The 19,735-nt window shown below is 49.9% G+C and carries 18 protein-coding genes; 10 read left to right on the plus strand and 8 right to left on the minus strand.

The window, feature by feature from the left end:
* Nucleotides 1-123 precede the first annotated feature (123 nt).
* Entirely contained in the window at nucleotides 124-1,158 is a 1,035-nt protein-coding gene (locus KDN34_RS00420; RefSeq protein WP_212595017.1) for a LysR family transcriptional regulator, read from the plus strand.
* Nucleotides 1,159-1,299: 141 nt separating this feature from the next.
* Here KDN34_RS00420 and KDN34_RS00425 read toward each other — a convergent pair whose 3' ends face one another.
* Both KDN34_RS00425 and KDN34_RS00430 read right to left on the minus strand, forming a co-directional pair.
* Complete coding sequence (locus tag KDN34_RS00425; RefSeq protein ID WP_212595018.1) at nucleotides 1,300-1,959, minus strand: 7-cyano-7-deazaguanine/7-aminomethyl-7-deazaguanine transporter; 660 nt, start codon at nucleotides 1,957-1,959, stop codon at nucleotides 1,300-1,302.
* A gap of 102 nt (nucleotides 1,960-2,061) precedes the next feature.
* Nucleotides 2,062-3,420, minus strand: coding sequence for an isochorismate synthase (locus KDN34_RS00430; RefSeq protein WP_212595019.1), 1,359 nt, complete (start codon nucleotides 3,418-3,420; stop codon nucleotides 2,062-2,064).
* A 348-nt stretch (nucleotides 3,421-3,768) separates the two neighbouring features.
* Here KDN34_RS00430 and KDN34_RS00435 point away from each other — a divergent pair, with 348 nt between their 5' ends.
* The 8 genes from KDN34_RS00435 to KDN34_RS00470 all read left to right on the plus strand — a co-directional run bounded on the left by KDN34_RS00435 (nucleotide 3,769) and on the right by KDN34_RS00470 (nucleotide 11,404).
* Nucleotides 3,769-5,838, plus strand: coding sequence for a TonB-dependent receptor (locus tag KDN34_RS00435; RefSeq protein WP_212595020.1), 2,070 nt, complete (start codon nucleotides 3,769-3,771; stop codon nucleotides 5,836-5,838).
* A gap of 2 nt (nucleotides 5,839-5,840) precedes the next feature.
* Entirely contained in the window at nucleotides 5,841-7,187 is a 1,347-nt protein-coding gene (locus tag KDN34_RS00440; protein ID WP_212595021.1) for an ATP-binding cassette domain-containing protein, read from the plus strand.
* Complete coding sequence (locus tag KDN34_RS00445; RefSeq protein WP_228730387.1) at nucleotides 7,177-7,863, plus strand: energy-coupling factor transporter transmembrane component T; 687 nt, start codon at nucleotides 7,177-7,179, stop codon at nucleotides 7,861-7,863. The genes KDN34_RS00440 and KDN34_RS00445 overlap by 11 nt, the downstream gene beginning before the upstream one ends.
* Entirely contained in the window at nucleotides 7,847-8,404 is a 558-nt protein-coding gene (locus KDN34_RS00450; RefSeq protein WP_212595022.1) for a core component of ECF transporter, read from the plus strand. Before KDN34_RS00445 ends, KDN34_RS00450 begins: the two co-directional genes overlap by 17 nt.
* 7 nt (nucleotides 8,405-8,411) lie before the next feature.
* The gene (locus tag KDN34_RS00455; protein WP_212595023.1) at nucleotides 8,412-9,143 is read left to right on the plus strand and encodes a DNA-binding protein; all 732 of its coding nucleotides are present in this window, start codon (nucleotides 8,412-8,414) and stop codon (nucleotides 9,141-9,143) included.
* Nucleotides 9,143-9,373, plus strand: coding sequence for a hypothetical protein (locus KDN34_RS00460; protein WP_212595024.1), 231 nt, complete (start codon nucleotides 9,143-9,145; stop codon nucleotides 9,371-9,373). Before KDN34_RS00455 ends, KDN34_RS00460 begins: the two co-directional genes overlap by 1 nt.
* A 138-nt stretch (nucleotides 9,374-9,511) precedes the next feature.
* A complete protein-coding gene (locus KDN34_RS00465; RefSeq protein WP_212595025.1) occupies nucleotides 9,512-10,690 on the plus strand; it encodes an HD-GYP domain-containing protein in 1,179 nt (392 codons plus the stop codon).
* 75 nt (nucleotides 10,691-10,765) lie between these two features.
* Complete coding sequence (locus KDN34_RS00470; RefSeq protein ID WP_212595026.1) at nucleotides 10,766-11,404, plus strand: paraquat-inducible protein A; 639 nt, start codon at nucleotides 10,766-10,768, stop codon at nucleotides 11,402-11,404.
* A gap of 432 nt (nucleotides 11,405-11,836) precedes the next feature.
* Here the strand turns inward: KDN34_RS00470 and KDN34_RS00475 are convergent, their stop codons facing one another.
* Genes KDN34_RS00475 through KDN34_RS00490 form a run of 4 tightly spaced genes read right to left on the minus strand, consistent with a single transcriptional unit; the run spans nucleotide 11,837 to nucleotide 17,385 of the window.
* Nucleotides 11,837-12,142, minus strand: a complete 306-nt coding sequence (locus KDN34_RS00475; RefSeq protein ID WP_212595027.1) for a DUF3240 family protein — start codon at nucleotides 12,140-12,142, stop codon at nucleotides 11,837-11,839.
* Nucleotides 12,139-15,192 (minus strand): efflux RND transporter permease subunit, encoded by a 3,054-nt coding sequence (locus KDN34_RS00480; protein WP_212595028.1) that lies wholly within the window; start codon nucleotides 15,190-15,192, stop codon nucleotides 12,139-12,141. The genes KDN34_RS00475 and KDN34_RS00480 overlap by 4 nt, the downstream gene beginning before the upstream one ends.
* A gap of 1 nt (nucleotide 15,193) precedes the next feature.
* On the minus strand, nucleotides 15,194-16,210 hold the full coding sequence (locus tag KDN34_RS00485) for an efflux RND transporter periplasmic adaptor subunit (protein WP_212595029.1): 1,017 nt from the start codon (nucleotides 16,208-16,210) through the stop codon (nucleotides 15,194-15,196).
* A complete protein-coding gene (locus KDN34_RS00490; protein ID WP_212595030.1) occupies nucleotides 16,207-17,385 on the minus strand; it encodes a metal transporter in 1,179 nt (392 codons plus the stop codon). Before KDN34_RS00490 ends, KDN34_RS00485 begins: the two co-directional genes overlap by 4 nt.
* Nucleotides 17,386-17,539: 154 nt before the next feature.
* On the opposite strand from KDN34_RS00490, the gene KDN34_RS00495 reads away from it, so the two are divergent.
* Nucleotides 17,540-18,061, plus strand: a complete 522-nt coding sequence (locus KDN34_RS00495) for a helix-turn-helix transcriptional regulator (RefSeq protein WP_212595031.1) — start codon at nucleotides 17,540-17,542, stop codon at nucleotides 18,059-18,061.
* Nucleotides 18,062-18,071: 10 nt separating this feature from the next.
* On the opposite strand, the gene KDN34_RS00500 is transcribed toward KDN34_RS00495, so the two are convergent.
* Nucleotides 18,072-19,013, minus strand: a complete 942-nt coding sequence (locus KDN34_RS00500) for a YeiH family protein (RefSeq protein WP_212595032.1) — start codon at nucleotides 19,011-19,013, stop codon at nucleotides 18,072-18,074.
* A 181-nt stretch (nucleotides 19,014-19,194) separates the two neighbouring features.
* Nucleotides 19,195-19,713: an aldolase/citrate lyase/malate synthase family protein gene (locus tag KDN34_RS00505; protein WP_212595033.1), complete on the minus strand. Its 519-nt coding sequence runs from the start codon at nucleotides 19,711-19,713 to the stop codon at nucleotides 19,195-19,197.
* Nucleotides 19,714-19,735 lie beyond the last annotated feature (22 nt).

A 19,735-nucleotide genomic window follows, 5' to 3' on the forward strand; every position in this document is an offset into this window, starting at 1 on the left:
CATTTGCGCGCGACTAGAAAAAGCAACTGGTTCACTTCTTCAGGGTAGGTTATTCTACAACTGTGCCAAAAATTTTATTAGTAGTTTAATAATTCACTCACTGTTGCATAGGCGAAACAATTAATGGATCTGAATCGGGTACAAATTTTTGCCCAGGTAGTGGAGCAAGGAAGTTTCACTGGGGCAGCTAATGCGTTGGGATTGACCAAAACCACTGTCAGCCGCAAAGTGGCCGAGTTGGAAAAGCAAACCGGTGTACAGCTGTTATTTCGTACCACACGGGCATTGCGCCTGACTGAAGCTGGTGCGGAATATTACAACAAAATTACTAAGATTCTGTTGGATCTGGAAAATGCCGAGGCACAACTGAGTGCCAGCCAACAGCGAGTAAAAGGTAATCTCCATGTGGTGTGTCCATTTGAGATGGGTCAGTTATTCATGGGGCCGGTATTTGCGTGTTTCTTGGAGTCCTATCCCGATATCCGTATTGACACCGAATTAAGCAACCGCAATGTGGATCTTATCGCCGAAGGCGTGGACATTCTGTTCCATGTGGGGATGGTGGAAGATTCTAGATTGCAAACTTACCGACTGTTCAATACCTCTACGGTGTTAGTTGCCAGTCCTAGTTATCTGAAACGCTTCGGCCATCCGCAGCAGCCGGAGGAGCTGTGGCAACATAAATATATTGACCTGTACACCTCCCTCGCGAAGTTGCCGTCAGAAGGGCAGATCCGTATTTTTGATGGTCAGCAATGGCAGAGTATTACGCCGAAAATTCAATTCAGAGTAAACAACATTACTTTAGCCCGGGAAGTGGCAATTGCCGGGTTGGGTATTGCAGCATTGCCGCCGATGATTGTCGAAGAAGCGATTAAGAGCGGCGAATTGGTGCCTTTGTTAGAAGATTTCCCTATGGAACATAATGTGCTGGGGGTATCTTTTCCAAAACGGGCTTACTTGCCACGTAAATATATTATTTTTATCGACTTTGTTTATCAGGTACTGTTCCGCTATAAGGCCGATGAACTGCTGGAAAAGCCTGATTTTGTGCATTTTGACGATGAAAAACAAAGTAAATGCAAAGCCGATCAATATGTTTGTGATGGTGCCGAGGTTGCCGCTTGGGGTACTAAGCTCAGAGAGGCATTGGTATAACGCATAGCGTCGTGGTGTGCTGGCAAGGCCGATATCTTGCCGAGCCACTCTTATCATTGGCAAGATAAACGGGGATCAGGCTCATTAATAAGTTGAATGACGGGGTACCGGCCATTCAACTTAACTGAGGCTTTGGCGGGTTCAGGATAACTGGGTCTGCGTCCCCGTATCCAGGATCCAGTCCTGTAAATAACGTAACAACACCCCATAAGCGGGCAGAAACAGCGCAAAGCTGATCAGCAGTTTAAAGCTGTAATCCACCGTGGCAATTTCTGGCCAATTAGCTGCCATAAAGGCGTTACTGGATGCATAGAACGCCACACTGAAAAATATCAGGGTATCAATCAGATTGCCGAAAATAGTGGATGCTGAAGGGGCTACCCACCAGGCACATTTAGCGCGAATGGCCGCAAACACTTTGATGTCCATCAGTTGCCCCATCAGATAAGCGGCAAAACTGGCAAAGGCGATGCGAAAGACAACGTCATTGGTTGATGCCAACGCCGCTAAGCCCTGAAATTGCCCATCGTGGAACAACACGCCAATGGCGTAAGACACCACTAACGCCGGAAGCATGGCAAAAAAGATAATACGTCGTGCGGGTTGCTGACCAAAAATGCGCACTGTTAAATCGGTAGCAAGATAGACGAATGGAAAACTGAAAGCGCCCCAAGTGGTATGCCAACCGAAAATTTGAAACGGTAGCTGCACTAGATAGTTACTGGCACTGATGATCAGAATATGGAAGCTGACTAATAGCCATAAAGCGCGTTTTACTTGCGCTGGAGTTAACAAAAGCATCTTGTGACCTTTTTGGTTAGTTACGCGGGGTGAGGGAACCCGCTGCCCGAATTGCCCGGGCGGCGCACATTATAGTCGGCGATATGCAGATTACAAGCGCTGCTAGAAATCCACCAGAATCGACATGATGGTCGCTAATTTGTTTTCCAGTTCCTGCCACTCTAGCACTGGATCGGAACCGGTGAGTATCCCGGCGCCAGCGTACAGATTAATGCAACCCGGCTCTAGCAGTGCGCTGCGAATTGCCACAGCGAACTCGCTGAGTTGGGAACTGAGGAAACCACAGGCCCCGGCGTACCAACCCCGAGTATAGCCCTCATGGCTGGCAATATATTGCAAGGCGGATGCCTTAGGAAAACCACCCACCGCTGGCGTCGGATGCAATGCCTGCAACAATTGAAAGTCACTGACCTCCGTGCGCAAACGTGCCTTGATCACCCGATGCAGATGTTGGATGTGGTTCAACTTAAAGATTTTTAGCGGTTCATCGGCAAAGACCTGTGCACTGAGTGGCCGCAATTCTGACTCAATATGGGTGCCAACAAACTGATTTTCATGACTGTTCTTATGATCATCCAGCAGCTGTTGTGCTAACTGTTCATCTTCTTCTTCGGTCAACCCCCGGACAGTCGTACCTGCCAGTGCCTCGGTAACCAATTCGTTCAGCTGCCGACGATATAAACGTTCCGGAGTACAGGAGATAAAACTGCGTTCCGGACTGAACTGAAACCCAAACTGAAAACTGGTGGGATTGCGCCCCTGCCAGCAAGCCAGCACCGTCCAGGGATCGGGCGTCTGCGCTACTTGCAGTTTGGTTTGCCGTGATAACACCACTTTGGGCGTGTCCCGATTGAAGTTTGGTGACGTTACCTCGGTCACTAGTTCTGACCAGCGCGCAAAATCGGGAATATCCACCCGCGTCTGCACATCAGTTTTTATCGGTGGCGGTAAGGGTTGTGCAGCTTGCAACGCCGCCAACGCCTCTTGGGCACTGGAAATTTGCTCGGAAAGTGGTTGTGCGCTGAGGTTGAGATTAACAATCAACAACCCTTTATCTTCGCAACGGCGCAATTCTATGCGAGGCACCAAAAAACGCGCGCGACCGAATTCGGGCCAGGATTCTAACCGACGATCGAATGCTACCCCGCCATAAAAACGCACATCAGCAGTGCGCGGTAGTGATCTTTGTTGTTGGTAAAATTGCAGCAGTTTTTCATCATCAACCGCCTCGGCAAACTGCAGATCCAGACAACTACCTACGCCTGCAACTTCCTCATAGCGATCGCGACCTTGCCAGTAAATTTTGGGAAATTGCTGCTGTGCAGCCAGCCATGACATCAGCGGCGGCAGACTCACTTCCTCTACCAGCTGCAGAATGCCCGCGGTTTGGGAATGGTCAAATAACTGGGAAAGTCTGTCGCTTAAGGAGCTGACAGCCTTCGACAGGGGTAGTACAGACAAATGGTGCTCCGGATGGTTTTACAACAACCTGGATCGGCACAACGACACCGACGATAGGAATATGCGACACAAACTAAAGTCAGCAGCCAACACTGTCAAGTTATGGCGTATTTCGGCGTGAATTTTTGCGTGATCTTTATCAGTTTTTACTTATTTTCGATTTGAAAAATATGGACATATTTACGTGATACATCGCACATGTGAGACATTTTGGCCGGCATTTAACATATCCGCTACGGTGTTTCTCCGTAATAGTCGATCCTGGTCAGTTTTTTGCTTGGCATTTGTTGAGCCTTTTACAGGCATCGCGAAAATAAGCAAATACTTCACTACCAATAAGGCATAAAAATGTCACGAGTACCACTGAAAATTTCAGCTGTTGCGCTAGCGATGGCGGCTATGGGATATGGCATAACCGCACAAGCAGAAGAAACTGCTAAGGATCCGCTGTTAAACATTAATGAAGTCATGGTTGTTCATGGCGAACGCGGTAGCGCAGTCAAAAACTCCACTACACAATGGTACATCACGGAAGATGAGATCCAGGCCCTGGGGGCACAAAGCCTGGATGAAGTGTTGAAAACTGTTCCCGGTGTTTATGTGCGTTATGGTGGTGAGGGGTCTCCTCGTGTTGATATCCGGGGGTTCAAAACCCGCCATGTCATGCTGTTGATCAACGGTGTCCCGGCCAACGGTGCCGATGACGGTCAGTTTGACCCAAGTATTATTCCGACCAGCCAGATTGCTTCAATTGAAGTTTCTGTCGGTCCTACCTCAGTGCTGTATGGTCCTGGTGGGGCCGGCGGTGTTATCAACATCATCACCAAGCAGGGCAATAGTGCGCCAGCCTTAGCCGGCAACATTGAAGCCAGTAGCAACGATACTTACAAAGGAGATGTCAGTGCTGCCGGTTCAGGTGCCAACTGGCAGGGATTTGTCAGCGGTAGCTACCAGACCACTGATGGATATGACCTGTCTTCTGATTACCAAGCAACGGCTATTCAGGATGAAGGTGTTCGTCTTAACTCTGATAAAACATTGCGCAATTTTTACGCGCAGGGTAGCTACTGGTTTAACGACGATACGCAGTTGATCGCCAATATGGCAATACGTTCCGGTGATTGGGGTAAACCACCGCGTGATGGCAGTGGCACTGGTACGGTTAAGTATGAGCGGGTTGATGATTACGACGCTAAAACCTATCAGTTAGGTTTGGCACATAAATTCAATGAGTTACTGACATTGCGCGGCTTTGGTTATTACAACGAAGCGGCAACCTATGACTCCGTTTATACTGACGCAAGCTATGACACCCTCAGTGAATATCAAGACGGTACCTCTAAAACGCAGGGGGCCAATGTTCAGCTAATTGCCGATTTCAATGATCTGGGCATTCTGACGACTTCGGTCATTGCCGAGAAGCAGAGCTGGGACGCGGTTTCTGGGACTTTTAGCACGACTTCGTCTGGCAGTGGTTCCGGTTCAGGCTCAGGCTCTGGTTCTGGCAGTGGTTCAGGTTCAGGTTCTGGCTCAGGCTCAGGCTCAGGCAGCAGTTCCAGCAGTACAGTCGATTCCTTCAATGATTCAGCCTGGGTATATAGCGGCGCTGCTGAATACCAGTATCAGGCAGCTAGCAACTGGGGCTATACCCTAGGTGCGGCATACCACGACATGGACCGTGAGAAAAATTCTGACAACGATTACTCTGCTATGGCCTCGAGCTATTGGCAGCCACTGGATAGCACTAAACTAACCTTGAGTGCTGCCCGCAAAATTCGTTTCCCTTCCATGTCAGATCTGTATGACCTGTCGTCCGGCAACGAAGATTTGAAAACCGAAGTGTCTAAAACTATTGAACTTGGCCTGAACCAGGGCTTGGGCATGGACACCGATTTTGAAATCCATCTGTTCCATACCGATACCGACAATTTCATCGCCAAAGATAGCAACAGTATTTCCCAGAACCTTGGCGATTACCGCTTCCAGGGCTTTGATACCGTATTAAGCAACCACAGTATCGATAAACTGAATTTGAGTCTGGCGTACAGTTATCTCGATTCTAAAGACAAAACTGCGGATGACACCAAAAATGACGGTCTCAATTACCGACCAAAACACCAGATCCGCTTTGAATTGGGTTATCAGTTACCTACTAACACCCGCTTCCATCTGAATGTTGAACGGATCATCGACCAGGTTTACTACCAGAATGTGAAGGTCAACAACGTTAAGACGCTGACTGAATTCTCGCTGGGTAATTTCACCGTAGTGGATGTTAATTTGACTCAGCCGGTGATTGGTACCGGGGTAGAGTTCTACCTGCGTGCCACTAACCTGCTGGATGAGAATTACTACCAAGCCGATTCATTACCGCAACCAGGTCGGCAGGTATTTGTTGGGGTTAACTGGCAGATCTGACCATGAGATTACTGGAGCTCGACGGCGTCTGTTTTAACTATGGCAGTTTGGAACCCTGGATCTTCAGGGATCTGACCATGTCAGTAGAATCTGGAAGTTGTCACTGTATCAGTGGGCCAACGGGCTCCGGTAAGTCGACGTTGCTGCGGCTGTTATCTGGACTGCAGACGCGTCCGTTTGAAGGTGGGGTTTATCGACGTAGTCAACTACTCTGCGGTCTAGTGATGCAAGATCCGCAGGTTCAGTTGCTGCGACAAACCGTAGGCGCCGAAGTTGCCTTTGCATTGGAAAACATCGGCGTTGACACTGAGGCAATGATCCCCAGAGTGCAGAAGGCATTGCGTCGCGTCGGACTGTTTGTCAGTCTCGATTGTCCTATCGGGAATCTGTCGCTCGGGCAGAAATACCGTTTGATGATTGCCGCGCAGTTGGTGAGTGAGCCAGCCGTCTTGCTCCTCGATGAACCTTGGGCACAATTGGATAATTCTGGCGTCGAAGAACTACAAGCCGTCATTCGTAGTTTACTGGCAGAAGACATTGCCGTGGTGATGTCAGAGCATAACCCTGGCGCATTTGCGGATATTGTCAGCCATTACTGGCAACTGCACGCCGGGCATTTAGTACCCGGGCAGTTCCACTGTGGTCATCAACTGACGGTGACAGAAGTAAAGCCTGGTCATCAGGTGATCTTGAGTGCGGAACCATTCGAGTTTCGTTATCAGGGTGACAATGTGTTGTTTCGCAGTAAGCAACCATTGACGGTTCGTGATGGTGAGCTAGTGATGTTGTGTGGTGATAACGGTGCTGGCAAAAGTAGTTTGCTCAAAGCCATCGCGGGTATCCAGTCCAACGTTAACCCGTTACCTGTTAAAGTGTTTGGTCAGCGTCCCAAAACTGGCGTATTTGGCGGACAACTGGGATTGCTCATGCAGCGTCCCAATCGACAGCTATTTGAATCAACGGTTATTGATGAGATGAGCTTCAGTCTGCGGCGTTTCGGTTTGCCGGTTTCTTTCGCCAGTGAGCTGCTACAGCAACTGGATCTGTTGTCTCTGGCACAGCGGTCTCCCCATACCTTGTCCTACGGCCAACAGCATTTGGTGGCCTTGGCTTCTTTAGTATGTTATCGCCCATCACTGTTGTTGTTAGATGATCCGTTAGCAGGGTTGGATGGTGCGCATTTAGACAAATTATGGTTTATGATCAACTATTTACGTTCTATGGGTGGCACGGTGATCCTCAGCAGCCACCGTGCTTTGTCGCTGGCATCAGTGACGCAGGAATGGCAGCTTACCCAGCAAGCGTTGCGCGTGAGCGCATTATCCTCGGAGCAACGCTATGCGGGCTAAGCGTCTACAAGCATTCATGAGCGCCAATGCGGCTGTTGACGGTGACCTATGGTTAACCGCGGCCGCAATGTTGTTAGTTACCTTACTGTCTTCCGCCGCATTTTTGGCTCCACAATCAAGTTTGCTGTATTTGGCGTTTATCAATTTGTTGTTGCTGGTTCATGGACTCATCAAGCGCGGTGATATTCGCGGTATTATCCGTTATATCGTGCTGCAATTAGGTTTCACGTTACTGCTTTATGCGTTAATTCATGGCGGCAAGCAGATGAATCAAGGGGCGTGGGCCGTTGCCAGAATGCTGTTGGCACTATTACCGGGCTGGTGGCTTACGGTGGTGATTAAGCCGCAATTGATTGGTGTGGTTCTGGCCAAAGTGATGCCGGCACAATGGGCATTTGTGGTTGCAGCGTCGATTAATCTATTGCCCTTTATGACTAATGAACTGCGCGATATTTACCAGCTGCAGTTATTGCGCGGCGCCAGAATCGCACCTCGACAACTGTTGAATCCGTTGAACTGGTATGAACTGGCATACTGCGTGATTTTCCCTTTATTTGTGCAATTGCTAAAGCTGGCGCAGCAAACCGCTACTGCTGCGCGTAGTCGCCATTTCGGCAGTCAGCCGCAGGTGACATATTGGCGTGAGCCGCGGAGTCCACATGACACAGACAGATAACAAATTAGGTTTTCAGTTGCAGGATGCATTGTTTATCGGCTTTTGCGCGACCTTGCTGGTGGCATTAAAAGGGATGTTACGGATAAAGCTGGGATTGTCGGGCCATTCCATGCTGCTGATGAGCTTTTTTTATCTCATTTGCTACGGTGCTGTCGGTCGAAAAGGCGCGATTACCACCTGTGGCGCGCTGGCGGGGGCGGTCGCGGCCATTCTTGGGATAGGAAAAGGTGGACCGTTAATTTTTCTTAAATTTTTCATTCCTGCATTATCGATGGATTTAGCCTTAATCGTTTTAGGTACTTTGCTCACCTTGCGTTGGCGCTTTGTCATTGTGGCATTGGTGGGCTGCTTGGCCTGGTCAGCCAAAGGACTGGTAGAAGATTTGCTGATAGGGATGAGCCAGCAGGTAGCGTTAGTACGTTTTGGTCTCAAATTTCTTATGGGCGCGCTGTTTTCCGTTGCCGGGGCGTTACTGGTGATCCCGGTGATCCGTCGCCTAAAAGCGCATGATTTGCTTTATAAAGAAACCCTCATCAAGTAGGTAATATATGGCTCAATGGTTAATTTGTATTGATGACACGGATGATATTGGCACCAAAGGGACGGGTGAAATTGCCGGTGAAATTGCGGACTTATTGCAAGTTCATGGTGGTTCTGCGTCATTGGTAACGCGTCACCAGTTATTTGTACATGAAGATATTCCTTATACGTCCCACAACAGTGCCATGTGTTTTGCGTATGAGGGCCCGCTGTCTGGCGAGGAGATCAAGGCCATCGCCGTGGCACATCTGTGTCAGGAAAGTGCGGCAGCGGCAGATCCCGGCTTGGCCTTCGTCTATCTGCCGCACCTGAAAAATGCGTTGGCGTTGCAAGCGTTTGGTCAGTCAGCGAAGCAACAGGTACTCACTAAAGCGGCGGCGTACGAACTGGCCCGCGAGCTACAAATCGATTTGAGTGAACACGGCGGCACGGGGCAGGGTGTGATTGGGGCTTTAGCGGGGCTAGGATTACGTTTGTCTGGCAATGATGGCCGTGTGAAAGGTCAGCTGAAATTTGGGCAAGGCGAGACGCCTCAGCCCTTCAGTGTCGCTGATATTTTACAACAGGGGGCCTTGGACGGTGTGCTAACAACCGACGGTGATTGGTTAGCACCTGAAACTCAAGTCTGGCTAAGTGGTAAGGTTAAAGCGGTGATGGCGCAAGGGCGCTTTGCGCTATTGGTATCCCAGCAAAACGGTGACTGGCACAATGCTACCAAGCAGCAGCTTAAGGACTACTGATGAGCGAACTTGCAGGATTTGAATTGCAGGAAGACCGTTGGGTATTTCGTGCCGGACGCGAAAACGTCACAGCCGCGCGAGCTCAGGCCGCCAATTGCCAGGCGTTTGCCGAAGATGATGAAGATGAACAGATAGATGATGTTGTTCGCAGTTGTCATAACTGCGCCTTCAGAAGGTGGACTCCGTCAAGTTTTCAATGCCTTGCGATCAAACCGACAAGAAAAAAGTAGAAGTTGAATCCGACCATAGGTAAAACGTAAATTTATCTATAATATAGTGCTGTCGAAATTTGACCCGTTGGACAAGTTAGCCTGTGCTCAGGTGCGAGGGTCGCAATGGATGCGCCAGCCTATTGTCGGAGCAACTGCATGACTGAGACTTTGCGAAAAGCCGATCTGATCAAACTGCCAGTTTCCAGTTTGGAAGTGGGTATGTTTGTGTCGGCTATTGAAAACAGCCAACAGCTCACGGTTGCGAACGCTGGACGCATTACTCAGCTGGATCTGGTGACCAAGCTAAAAAGCAAAGGTGTGCAGTTCGTCTGGATTGATCCTGCCCGCAGTACGTTTACTGCCGAAAAAGTCCCGGCAAATAGCCGTGCGGCCATTTCACCACCCACTATAAAAAATCGCGAACAAGCGCAAAAGCAGGCCAGTGAGTTGCTTCATGAAGCGAAGGGGCTCGTGCGCAAAGTGCTGTCAGAGACCTTTGAAGGCAAAGCCATAGAAGTTGCCAAAGTCGAAGCCCTCGCTGAAAACATGATTGAGTCGGTGATGGACAACGCTGATGCATTCAAATGTGTATCGGCCTTACGTACCAAAGATGCTTATCTGCTGGAGCACTCGGTTAACGTTGCGGTTTTGCTGGTTACTTTCGGGCGTTACTTGGGGCTAGAACGCGACATGCTCAGGCAACTTGCGGTGGGCGGAATTTTGCATGACGTGGGCAAAATTAAAGTCGACAGTTCGGTGCTGAATAAACCGGGTAAGCTGACGCCGGAAGAGTTTGAGCACATGAAGTTACATCAGGTCTACGCCATACCGATCATGTCAGAAGCGCAAGGGCTATCTCAGGTGAGTCGAGATGTTTGCCTGATGCACCATGAAAAGCTCGATGGTCGTGGTTATCCTCGTGGCTTAAAAGGCGAACAGTTGCCGCAGCATGGGCGCATGAGCTGCATTGTTGATATTTATGATGCGCTGACCGCTACCCGCTGCTACAAAGAAGCGATGAGCCCGGCCGCAGCGTTTAAAATCTTGCTGAGTCTGACGCCCTTTCACCTTGATGAAAGTCTGGTGTATGAATTTATTCGTTGTATAGGTGTTTACCCGGTCGGCTCATTGGTCGAGCTGTCGGATGGGCGCGTAGGTATTGTTTGGGAAACCGAAGGCCGTGATGTGTTGCACCCGGTAGTGAAATGTTTCTATTCGAATAAACATAAGCATTACACCGACGTTGTGCTGGTCGATTTGAAAAAATCAGATCTCAATATTGAGCGTGGTATTTCACCTTCTGCGATGGCGGTTGACCCGACACCTTTCTATTAGCACCTGACGTGCTTAGCCAAAATCGGTAGACTGAGCGAGTCTGCACATAGCAGACCCTGAGTTGTTGGAGGCCGAATGTCAAACTGGAAAGCTTTATTGCTGTTACTGTTGTCGCTGGCACTGCTGGTGCCTGGAGTAACCATGCCAATCTTAACGATTGATGGGCATGTGGAAAAAGCGAAACTGTCCGCAACCGGCATGGATATGATCGCCGAAAGCGTTAGCAACGACTCCGACGAAGGCCAACAGCGTACCCGCAATATGTTGGGGATGGTGGCGGGGTTGCTCGGGCTCAATCATCTGCAAGGTGAAGTGGCGGTATTTCACAAAAGTCGCAGTATCTGGGGCACGGTGACAGAATTACAGCAGCACGGCAATCTGCTGGTTGCGGTGCTGGTGGCCTTGTTTTCTGTAGTTATTCCGGCATTAAAGTTACTCATGTTACTGGCGTCAGTAATTTTGCCCTTACGTGCGGGAGCCCAACGCAATCTTGCGTTGGTAACCAATGCGATTGCCAAGTGGTCGATGGCGGATGTGTTTGTGGTGGCTTTGATCGTCACCTATATGGCGGGCGATGCCTCAGCGGGTATGGGCGACATGGTGCGTACCAGTGCCAAATTTGAAAGCGGTTTCTGGTTTTTCCTGGGTTATTGCGTATTGGCGATTGCGGGTCAAGCACTGCTGGGCAAAGGTCGCACGCTCCAGCGCAATTAGGACTGGCTCCCCTTAGCCCGTCATAACACATTGTAATCAATTACAATCTCGCAATACCGTAGCGGTTATCTCAAGAATTTTGGTTAACGCTTGTCATCGCAACGAAGTGGGCTTTTAATAATTTATTATTATTAAAATATAATTAGTTATTAGATATTGTTTTTAAATATTGGTCTGGAAATAACGCGCCATCAATAATTAACAGCGTTATTAATGAAGGAAAGACCATGAAGCCCATCATTGCTGTTGTTGTCATTTTTTTTGTGGCCATTGCGACGCTGATAGTCGTAGATCGGTCGCTGACAGGCCTGTGGCGCTCACTGTTGGAATGTGCGGTATTTTTATGTTTGTGGGGATATTTTTCGGGCTGGTTTCAATGTAAAAAACCCCCGGAATAATGTTCCGAGGGTTTAAGCTAATCACCGTGTCCAGTTACGCCTTGCCCAGCACTCCGTTACTGGCGATGGGGACTATCCAGTAACGGCAAGGGTTATGTTGGCAAACTTTCGCCAGGATGGTCAGTAACTCCTGCTGGAATTCTTGTGGATGCATGATCTCAAACTTATAGAATTCCCGGTAACCTTCCACCTGTTCCTTCAAGTTGTATTGGCTGTGCTCGCGGCTGAATCCACAGATATCCACCAGACTGAAGCCGGAAAGATAGTCCAGCGACATCAGCGTATCGACAATATCATCTTTAATATTGTGTTGGGCGATCAGTACCAGCAGTTGTTTCATTTACGTTTCTCCAGAGTTTCATACAACAGCGGCAACAGATACAAAGTGGTAATGGTTGAGGTGATAAGTCCACCGATCACCACAATTGCCAATGGTCGTTGAATTTCTGCGCCAGGGCCGGTCGCAAACGCCAGCGGGATCAGACCGAACATCGCGGTGGTTGCGGTCATCATGATCGGCCTTAATCGGCGAGCAGCCCCTTGTTTTACCCGCTCTTCAAGTGTGGCAAACATATGTCGCGATTGCTCGTAATAACTCACCATTACTACCCCATTAAGTACCGCTACCCCCAGCAAGGCAATAAAGCCTACCGATGCCGGTACCGACAAGTATTCTCCCGACAGATAGAGACTGATAATCCCGCCCATCATGGCAAATGGCACGTTGGCTAAAATCAGCAAGGCTTTGGAAATCGTGCCAAAGGTGGTAAACAGAATGAGGTTAATCAGCATAATGGCTACCGGCACTACCAGCAGCAGGTTGTTAGTCGCGCGTTGCTGGTTTTCAAATTCGCCGCCATAACTGAGGCTGAAACCACTCGGCAGTTTCACTTGTTGGGCTAACTTGCCTTTCAGCTCTTCAACAAAGCTGACGATATCTCGGCCACTAACGTTGGTTGTGACCACTGCAAAGCGGTTACCCTGTTCGCGGTCGATTCGGATTGGTCCTTGTTGATAATTGATGTCAGCCAATTCACTTAACGGTTTAAGGCTGGCATCAGGCATCAGGATCACTTGCTGCTGTAGTTGCGCCAAGCTGGCAATATTGTCCCGTGGGTAGGCAATCAATACCGGCGTGCGTTTTTTACCTTGGATCACTTCGGTGACCGCAACGCCTTCGAGCTGGCTCTTCAGATAACTGCCAAACTCGGTAGCATTCATGCCATAACGACTGGCCAGTCCATCTTTCAGTTTCAGATTGATAAAGGGACTGCCTTCAGTCATGGCGGTTTTCACATCCTGAGCGCCGCTAGTGGCACTGGTAATGTCACTGATTTGCCCGGCGAGTTGGTTTAACGCGGCTAAGTCATCACCAAAAATTTTAATCGCCACATCGCCGATACTGCCGGTCAGCATCTCAGAAACACGCATCTGGATGGGCTGCGTAAAGTTGAAGTCAATACCGGGGAATTTCACTACTTCGGCCCGGATAGCGTCAATCAGCTGCTCTTTGGTTTTAAAACGCCATTCGTCAGCGGGCTTTAGCTGCAAAAATACGTCGGTTTCATTAAGACCCATAGGGTCCAAGCCCAACTCATCGGCGCCGGTACGAGCAACTAGCTGGCGGATTTCTGGCACAGTTTTCAGCAGATGGTTTTCGATCTGCGCGTCCAGATCTAATGATGATTGCAAGGAAATAGAAGGTGATTTTGCTAACTGCAGAATAATGTCGCCTTCATCCAAGGTCGGCATAAAGGTTTTACCGACGAGGGTGAACAGGCCAAAGCTCATCACCAATAATATCCCGGCCGTAATGACAAACCGTTTGCCGTGGTGCAGTACCCATTCCAACGATTGCAGGTAGTGGCGCTTTAGCCAGTGCACGAACTTCGGCTCCTCTACTGCCTTTTCATTCACTAGATAAGAGGCCACCACTGGGATAATGGTTAACGCCAGTAACAGTGCTGACAGCATGGCAAAGACAATTGTGATGGCGACTGGTGAAAACATCTTGCCTTCCAGCCCGCTTAACGTTAGCAATGGCGAAAACACAATCATCACAATCACTGTGCCGGAGACGACTGGGGTAGCCACGTCTTTGGTCGCCCGGTAGATCAGATGCAGTCTGGGCAAGCGTTGTCCACCGGCTAACTGATTCACCATGTTTTCCACGACCACCACCGACGAGTCCACCAGCATCCCGATGGCGATCACTAACCCCCCCAGACTCATCAAGTTGGCCGACAGGTGGAAGTAACGCATCAATACAAAGGTCGACAGCGCCGCCAGTGGCAATGCCAGCGACACTACCAGTGCCGCGCGCACATTACCCAGAAATAGCGCCAGCAACACAATCACCAACACCACGGCTTCCACCAGCGCTTCGGAGATGGTACCGATAGCGGTACTGATCAGATTGGCGCGATCATAAAACACATTGAGCTTACTGCCTGGTGGCAAGGTCGGCTCTATCTGCGCCAGTTTCTCTTTCACGGCTTTGACCACATCGGCCGTGTTCGAGTCCTTCAACGCGACAATCAGTGCCTCAGCGGTTTCACTGCCATTGCGGGTGACTGCGCCATAGCGGGCGAGGTGCCCGATTTCAACGGCGGCGAGATCCTGTAATCGATAAGTGCCGTGAGCGTTACTGGTGATCACCATATTGCGCAGCGCATCGATGGAGCTGACACGGCCTTCAGTACGAACCGTGAAATTATCGGTGCCGACAGTAATGCGCCCGGCACCGGTATTAGCATTATTGGCATTGATACGGGCGATCAGGTCGTCCTGGCTCAGTCCCGCTTGCGCCATCGCTTCGGGGATTGGGGTGATTTGCAGCGTTTTGGCATAGCCGCCGAGGATGTTGACGTCGGCTACACCGGCCACAGTACGTAACAATGGGCGAATTTGCCATTGCAGCATCTGTCGGCGTTCCAACAAACTCATCGAAGGATTTTCCAGTGAAAACATAAAAATTTCACTGAGCGGGGTACTCATTGGCGCAATGCCACCCTCAATATTCGCTGGTAGCTTGTCTTTTACGGCGGCCAGACGGTCACTGACCTGCTGCCGCGCCCAGTAAATATCTGTGCCTTCGTTAAAATCGAGCGTGATGGCAGTGATGGCATATTTGGTGGTGGAGCGCAGAATCGCCTGCTTAGGGATCCCCAGCAATTCAGTTTCTACCGGAACCGTCACCTGCGACTCAATCTCTTCGGCGGTCATTCCCGGGGCTTTCAGAATGATCTTCACTTGCGTGGGCGAAATGTCTGGGAACGCGTCCAACGGAATACCCAGCCAGGCATAACTGCCAGCCGCCGCCAGGATCAGCCCGGTGATCAGCATAAACAACCGCTGAGTCAGTGAGAAACGAATGATAGCATTGAGCATGTTATTCGCCTCCTAGTCCCAGCAGCATGCCTTTGGCTGCGGCCACGGACTCGCTCAATACTTCACTGTTCTGCAGTTCAGTCAGTGGCTGAAGCAGGTAATCATTGCCGTTCACGCCCAAAATAGTGACGGTGGTTGGTAGCAGTTTGTCACCCTGATGCCGCAGAACCTGGGTGCCGGTTCCCCAGGAATAAACACTTTGTTTGGGCACTTCCAACGCTTGTACCTGACGCAGCGGGATAACCTGCAATTGCTGACCGGTGGTCAAGCCACAGTTCGCGGGTACGGTTTCGGTCCAGGCACTGACGAAGCCTCCCTGAGCGAAGTTGTCGCGCCGGGTCAAAGACAATTGGCAACTGCCGGTATTGACTGACACTGTATCGTGAGCAATGGCTAATGGCAGATTGACGTGCAAGCGGATATCTTCGGCAGGGACTAGGCCGAGCAACAGGCCACCATCCGGTAGCGGTTGGCTATTGTCTCCGTAACGTAAAATACCGGCCATTGGGGCTTTCAGTAATGAGCCCTCCGGCGCTTCCTGTAGCAGTTCCATAAAGTGGTGCATGTGCTCAAACTTCAGTTTGGCATCATGGTACTGCATACTGATTTGGCTCCACACTTCGGCACCGATAGTCCCGTTGGCGTGTAATTTGCGGTTATGTTCGTAGCGGTTTTGCGCCAGGTTAAAGGCTTCTTCGGCAGCTTCAAACTGCATATGAAAATGATGAATACCTGCCCCTTGCAATAAGATCAGCGGTTGGCCAGCAGTGACTGTTGAACCATCAGCGACCAACCAGTGGCGCTGCTGAATCGTTTCCGGAACGCTCAGGTAGAAGGTATTGCCGGGTTCAACGGTGACTTCCGCAGGCACTGGGCTGGCAGGTAGTTGCTGTACCGCTTTAACGGACGCGTAGCTTAATGTCAGTTTGCCAAGCGCTGCCACAGACAGCTCTTGAGCGGTAACTGATGAACATGACAGTGCCAGAACACTGCTGCCGAGCAGTGATTTCCATCTCATAAGGTAACTCCAAGGGCTTGCAATTGTTTTGAATGCAGTTGGGACTGCGCCAATTGGTTAAGTGCCAGACGACTTTCGGTATCTAATGTATCCACATAGCTCCGCAGCCATGCCTGATATTGCGGCAGACCCTGTTGTTTTGTGGCTGCCAATGACGCGGTCAGTTGTTGGCTCAGTGTCAACGATTGCTGTAGCAACAGTTGTTGCTGTTGCAGTTGCGCCAGTTGTTGGCGCAGTTCATCCAGCTGCAGCTTGGTCTGTAACATCAGTTGCTGTTGTTGTTGTTCGAGTTGCAGTTGCTGTTCAACCAAAGTGCCGACTTCCTGTTGGCTGAGGCCACTGCTGGTCGGCAGCGGGATATCCAGTGCTAGGCCGATGGCCTGCTCTTCCATCCCCGGCGTGGCGGTGTTTTTGGCATTCACGGACAGAATCCACGGCGTGGTATCACCTTCAGCCATGGTTTTGCCCAGTAACTTCTGTCGTTGCAGTTGGATACTCGCCAGTTGCCATAACGGATTGTTGATGCCGTCATCTTGCGGTAACAAACGACTGCTTTCATCAAGGGAGGGAAGCTGTTCTAAGCCGGTCAGCCGCCGTAAGGCTTCGGCGGCACTTGCCCGTTGTTGCTTAGGCGTCAGCATCGCTAACTGGAGGTCAAGTAATTCGCGTTGCAGTACCAATAGCTGGCTGGTGGGCGCTTCACCGCTAAGGCTCAGCGCTTTCTGGCGTTCCAGCAACTGTTGCAATAGTTGCTGCTTATGCTGCAGTTGCTGCAATTCCGTGTCGGCCAGCTGTTGCTGCCACCAATATTGCCGCAACAAACCGGACAGATAGAGCTGTTGCAACCTACTCTGTTGCACAATCAACTGCTGATTGAGGGGTTTCAACGCCTCGTCTAGTCGATGCATGGCGGGGGACTTGAACGGCAGATTCAGTGACAACTGCTGCTCGTAACTGCGCCGACTGTCCAGTCCCTGCAGATGGCTTATACTGATGGTTGGTAAACCAATTAACCAGTCAGCACTCTGATAAATAGGTGTGAGTTGTGCGGCGTAATTGTGTAATCTGGATTGTGCCTGAGCCAACATGGCTTCTCGGGCATTTTCTGGGGCGGCCGACAATGGCAAAATGGGCACTAGTAGCACTAGCGCTAACGTAATCTTTCTGAATTTCATAGGCTGTGATCACCGGGGGAAACAACGATGCCAGCCTGACACAAAAACGTGTTGAATTCTTCGGGGAGCTGTATCATAAAAGCCTGCTATGGTACATATGTACCATAGTGTTAACTGTTTGATAGGAAATGATTTATTTTCAGGAGTTGTGAAAATGAAAGATTGGCTAATGATTACACTGCTCACAGTGATAATGGTGCTGAATTTCTTGGATGTATTGTCAGATTTGGAACTGGGCGTGCCCCGTTGGCACATTATTCAGGAAACATTATTGGTGACGTTATCCGCGTTGGGAGCTCTGTACATTGGAACTGATCTGCTAAACCGTACCCGTAAAATCCGACAGCTGGCCAATCAACTCAAACGGGCGGATACCCGGATCTGTAATATCTCCAGCCGGATGCAGGCGGCCAGACAAGAATATACTCAAGCGGTACAACAGCAATTTGAACTCTGGTCGCTGACTCGTAGCGAACAGGAAGTCGCGTTGTTGCTATTAAAAGGATTGAGCTTTAAAGAAATCTCCGGTGTTCGCAGCACCAAGGAAAAGACCGTCAGACAACAGGCGTCATCTATCTATACCAAAGCGGGCGTTGACGGTCGCCATAGTTTCTGTGCGTGGTTTATGGAAGATTTCATTCAGCCTGCTCCAGAAAGCAATGCGCAGGCTGCCTGAATAAGGCCAATCACTCCAGTAACAACACGCTGAGCAACGAGCCGCTGCCGATAGCCACCCACAAAATGGTTGCCATCAACAACGGACCTCGCCCGTGAGTTCGCAATTTCTTCAGCGTGATACCGCAACCAATCAGAAACAGACACACCACTAAAGACTTTTTCCCCGCCGCAAATAGCAGCTGGTACAGCGCTTGTCCTTGTGGCAACAGACTGGTGATAGCGATTGCCAGGCAGTAATAAATGATAAAAGAGGGGATCACCAGTTTCCCTTTACCACCAAAGGCCATGGCACTAAGCGCCGCTACTGGAATAATCCATAACGCCCGCGCCAGTTTAATGGTGGTGGCGGTTTTCAGCGCTTCTTCGCCATAAGCTGATGCTGCCCCCACTACCGAAGATGTATCGTGAATGGCAATTGCACTCCAGACCCCAAATTCGTGTTGGCTTAAGGCCAGCAGATGACCAATTACCGGAAATATAAACAGGGCGATGGAGTTAAGGATAAATACACAGGCTAACGCAATGGCAGTTTGTTCACTTTTGGCATTGATCGCGGGAGCGACGGCCGCAATGGCACTGCCGCCGCAAATAGCGGTTCCGCAAGCAATCAAATGGCCGGTACGCTGTTCAAGATGCAATAATTTGGTGAGCAAGGTGCCAAAGGCGATAGTAAAAATAATACTGCCGAGAATTAACGGCAGGTTGTGGGTGCTGATGCTAATTGCTTGTTGCAGTGGAATACCAAACCCCAGTCCGACAATCGACAGCGCCAACAGCTTTTTCGTGAATTTGCCAATCTCCCACTCTGCGGGTAACCAGCCGAGATTTGCCAGGATGAAGCCAAGAATTAATGCCAGCGGCGAGGTGATGCCGGGTAACAAGCACACCGCGGCTAAAAGGCAAAACAACACCTTACGGTGACTTTCCTGCAAATTGAAACTGCTAACCATTGGGAGATTTTTCCACAGTGAACGAGAGTAGCAGTATAGGAGAGAACAATAACGCAAGAAAAATCAAATAATCTTAATTGAAAGATTAAATTTTATTGAATCAAATGGGCCGTACCAAACGTAACGGCAGCCATAGGGCTGCCGTGTTTTGTCAGACAGTAACAAGCACATGGAACTGTAATTACAGGGCGTAGATCAAGCCTTCATGGTCGACAAACTGCTTTCGCATTTCCTGCGGGCTAGTATGACCGTCTATGCTTTCATGCAGCAAACTGATCCAGCGATTACCGCGATTGTGGGCCTCTTCTAGCTGCAGATCATCGAGACCTGATTGGTCATGACAGCCAATCAATCCTCCGTGATTAAAACTCATTTCTAGGTGACAGCCACTGTCATGCTTTAACAGTAACGCGTCTGGTTGGGTCTTATGGCCTGACAGTGCAATAAACTGGCGTGGATGTCGCAGACCGCTAAGGGTGGCGTCCGCAAAACAGGCCAGCAGGTGCTGATAGTACACCATATAGCCGGTAACATCGTTGTGTGACCCCTGTGCCAACGGAAACAGGATATCGAGTAATTGTTTGGCGTTAGTCAGCTTCTCAGAAATATGGCGCTTCGCGAGAGACTCGACATTGACGACGGCCATAGCAATGCATGGATGTTGACGCTGCAAATTGGTAGTGTTCAGTGGCATATTCATGGCGATCCCCTTTCACATCTCA

Source organism: Shewanella yunxiaonensis (genome assembly GCF_018223345.1).
In the GTDB taxonomy this organism is placed as follows: Bacteria; Pseudomonadota; Gammaproteobacteria; order Enterobacterales; family Shewanellaceae; genus Shewanella; species Shewanella yunxiaonensis.

Coding starts and splice junctions, on each gene's coding strand:
- KDN34_RS00495 (WP_212595031.1), top strand. CDS start 17,540: ATGAAAGATTGGCTAATGATTACACTGCTCACAGTGATAATGGTGCTG.
- KDN34_RS00460 (WP_212595024.1), top strand. CDS start 9,143: ATGAGCGAACTTGCAGGATTTGAATTGCAGGAAGACCGTTGGGTATTT.
- KDN34_RS00485 (WP_212595029.1), bottom strand. CDS start 16,210: ATGAGATGGAAATCACTGCTCGGCAGCAGTGTTCTGGCACTGTCATGT.
- KDN34_RS00505 (WP_212595033.1), bottom strand. CDS start 19,713: ATGAATATGCCACTGAACACTACCAATTTGCAGCGTCAACATCCATGC.
- KDN34_RS00450 (WP_212595022.1), top strand. CDS start 7,847: ATGACACAGACAGATAACAAATTAGGTTTTCAGTTGCAGGATGCATTG.
- KDN34_RS00445 (WP_228730387.1), top strand. CDS start 7,177: ATGCGGGCTAAGCGTCTACAAGCATTCATGAGCGCCAATGCGGCTGTT.
- KDN34_RS00470 (WP_212595026.1), top strand. CDS start 10,766: ATGTCAAACTGGAAAGCTTTATTGCTGTTACTGTTGTCGCTGGCACTG.
- KDN34_RS00435 (WP_212595020.1), top strand. CDS start 3,769: ATGTCACGAGTACCACTGAAAATTTCAGCTGTTGCGCTAGCGATGGCG.
- KDN34_RS00465 (WP_212595025.1), top strand. CDS start 9,512: ATGACTGAGACTTTGCGAAAAGCCGATCTGATCAAACTGCCAGTTTCC.
- KDN34_RS00420 (WP_212595017.1), top strand. CDS start 124: ATGGATCTGAATCGGGTACAAATTTTTGCCCAGGTAGTGGAGCAAGGA.
- KDN34_RS00455 (WP_212595023.1), top strand. CDS start 8,412: ATGGCTCAATGGTTAATTTGTATTGATGACACGGATGATATTGGCACC.
- KDN34_RS00480 (WP_212595028.1), bottom strand. CDS start 15,192: ATGCTCAATGCTATCATTCGTTTCTCACTGACTCAGCGGTTGTTTATG.
- KDN34_RS00440 (WP_212595021.1), top strand. CDS start 5,841: ATGAGATTACTGGAGCTCGACGGCGTCTGTTTTAACTATGGCAGTTTG.
- KDN34_RS00500 (WP_212595032.1), bottom strand. CDS start 19,013: ATGGTTAGCAGTTTCAATTTGCAGGAAAGTCACCGTAAGGTGTTGTTT.
- KDN34_RS00475 (WP_212595027.1), bottom strand. CDS start 12,142: ATGAAACAACTGCTGGTACTGATCGCCCAACACAATATTAAAGATGAT.
- KDN34_RS00425 (WP_212595018.1), bottom strand. CDS start 1,959: ATGCTTTTGTTAACTCCAGCGCAAGTAAAACGCGCTTTATGGCTATTA.
- KDN34_RS00490 (WP_212595030.1), bottom strand. CDS start 17,385: ATGAAATTCAGAAAGATTACGTTAGCGCTAGTGCTACTAGTGCCCATT.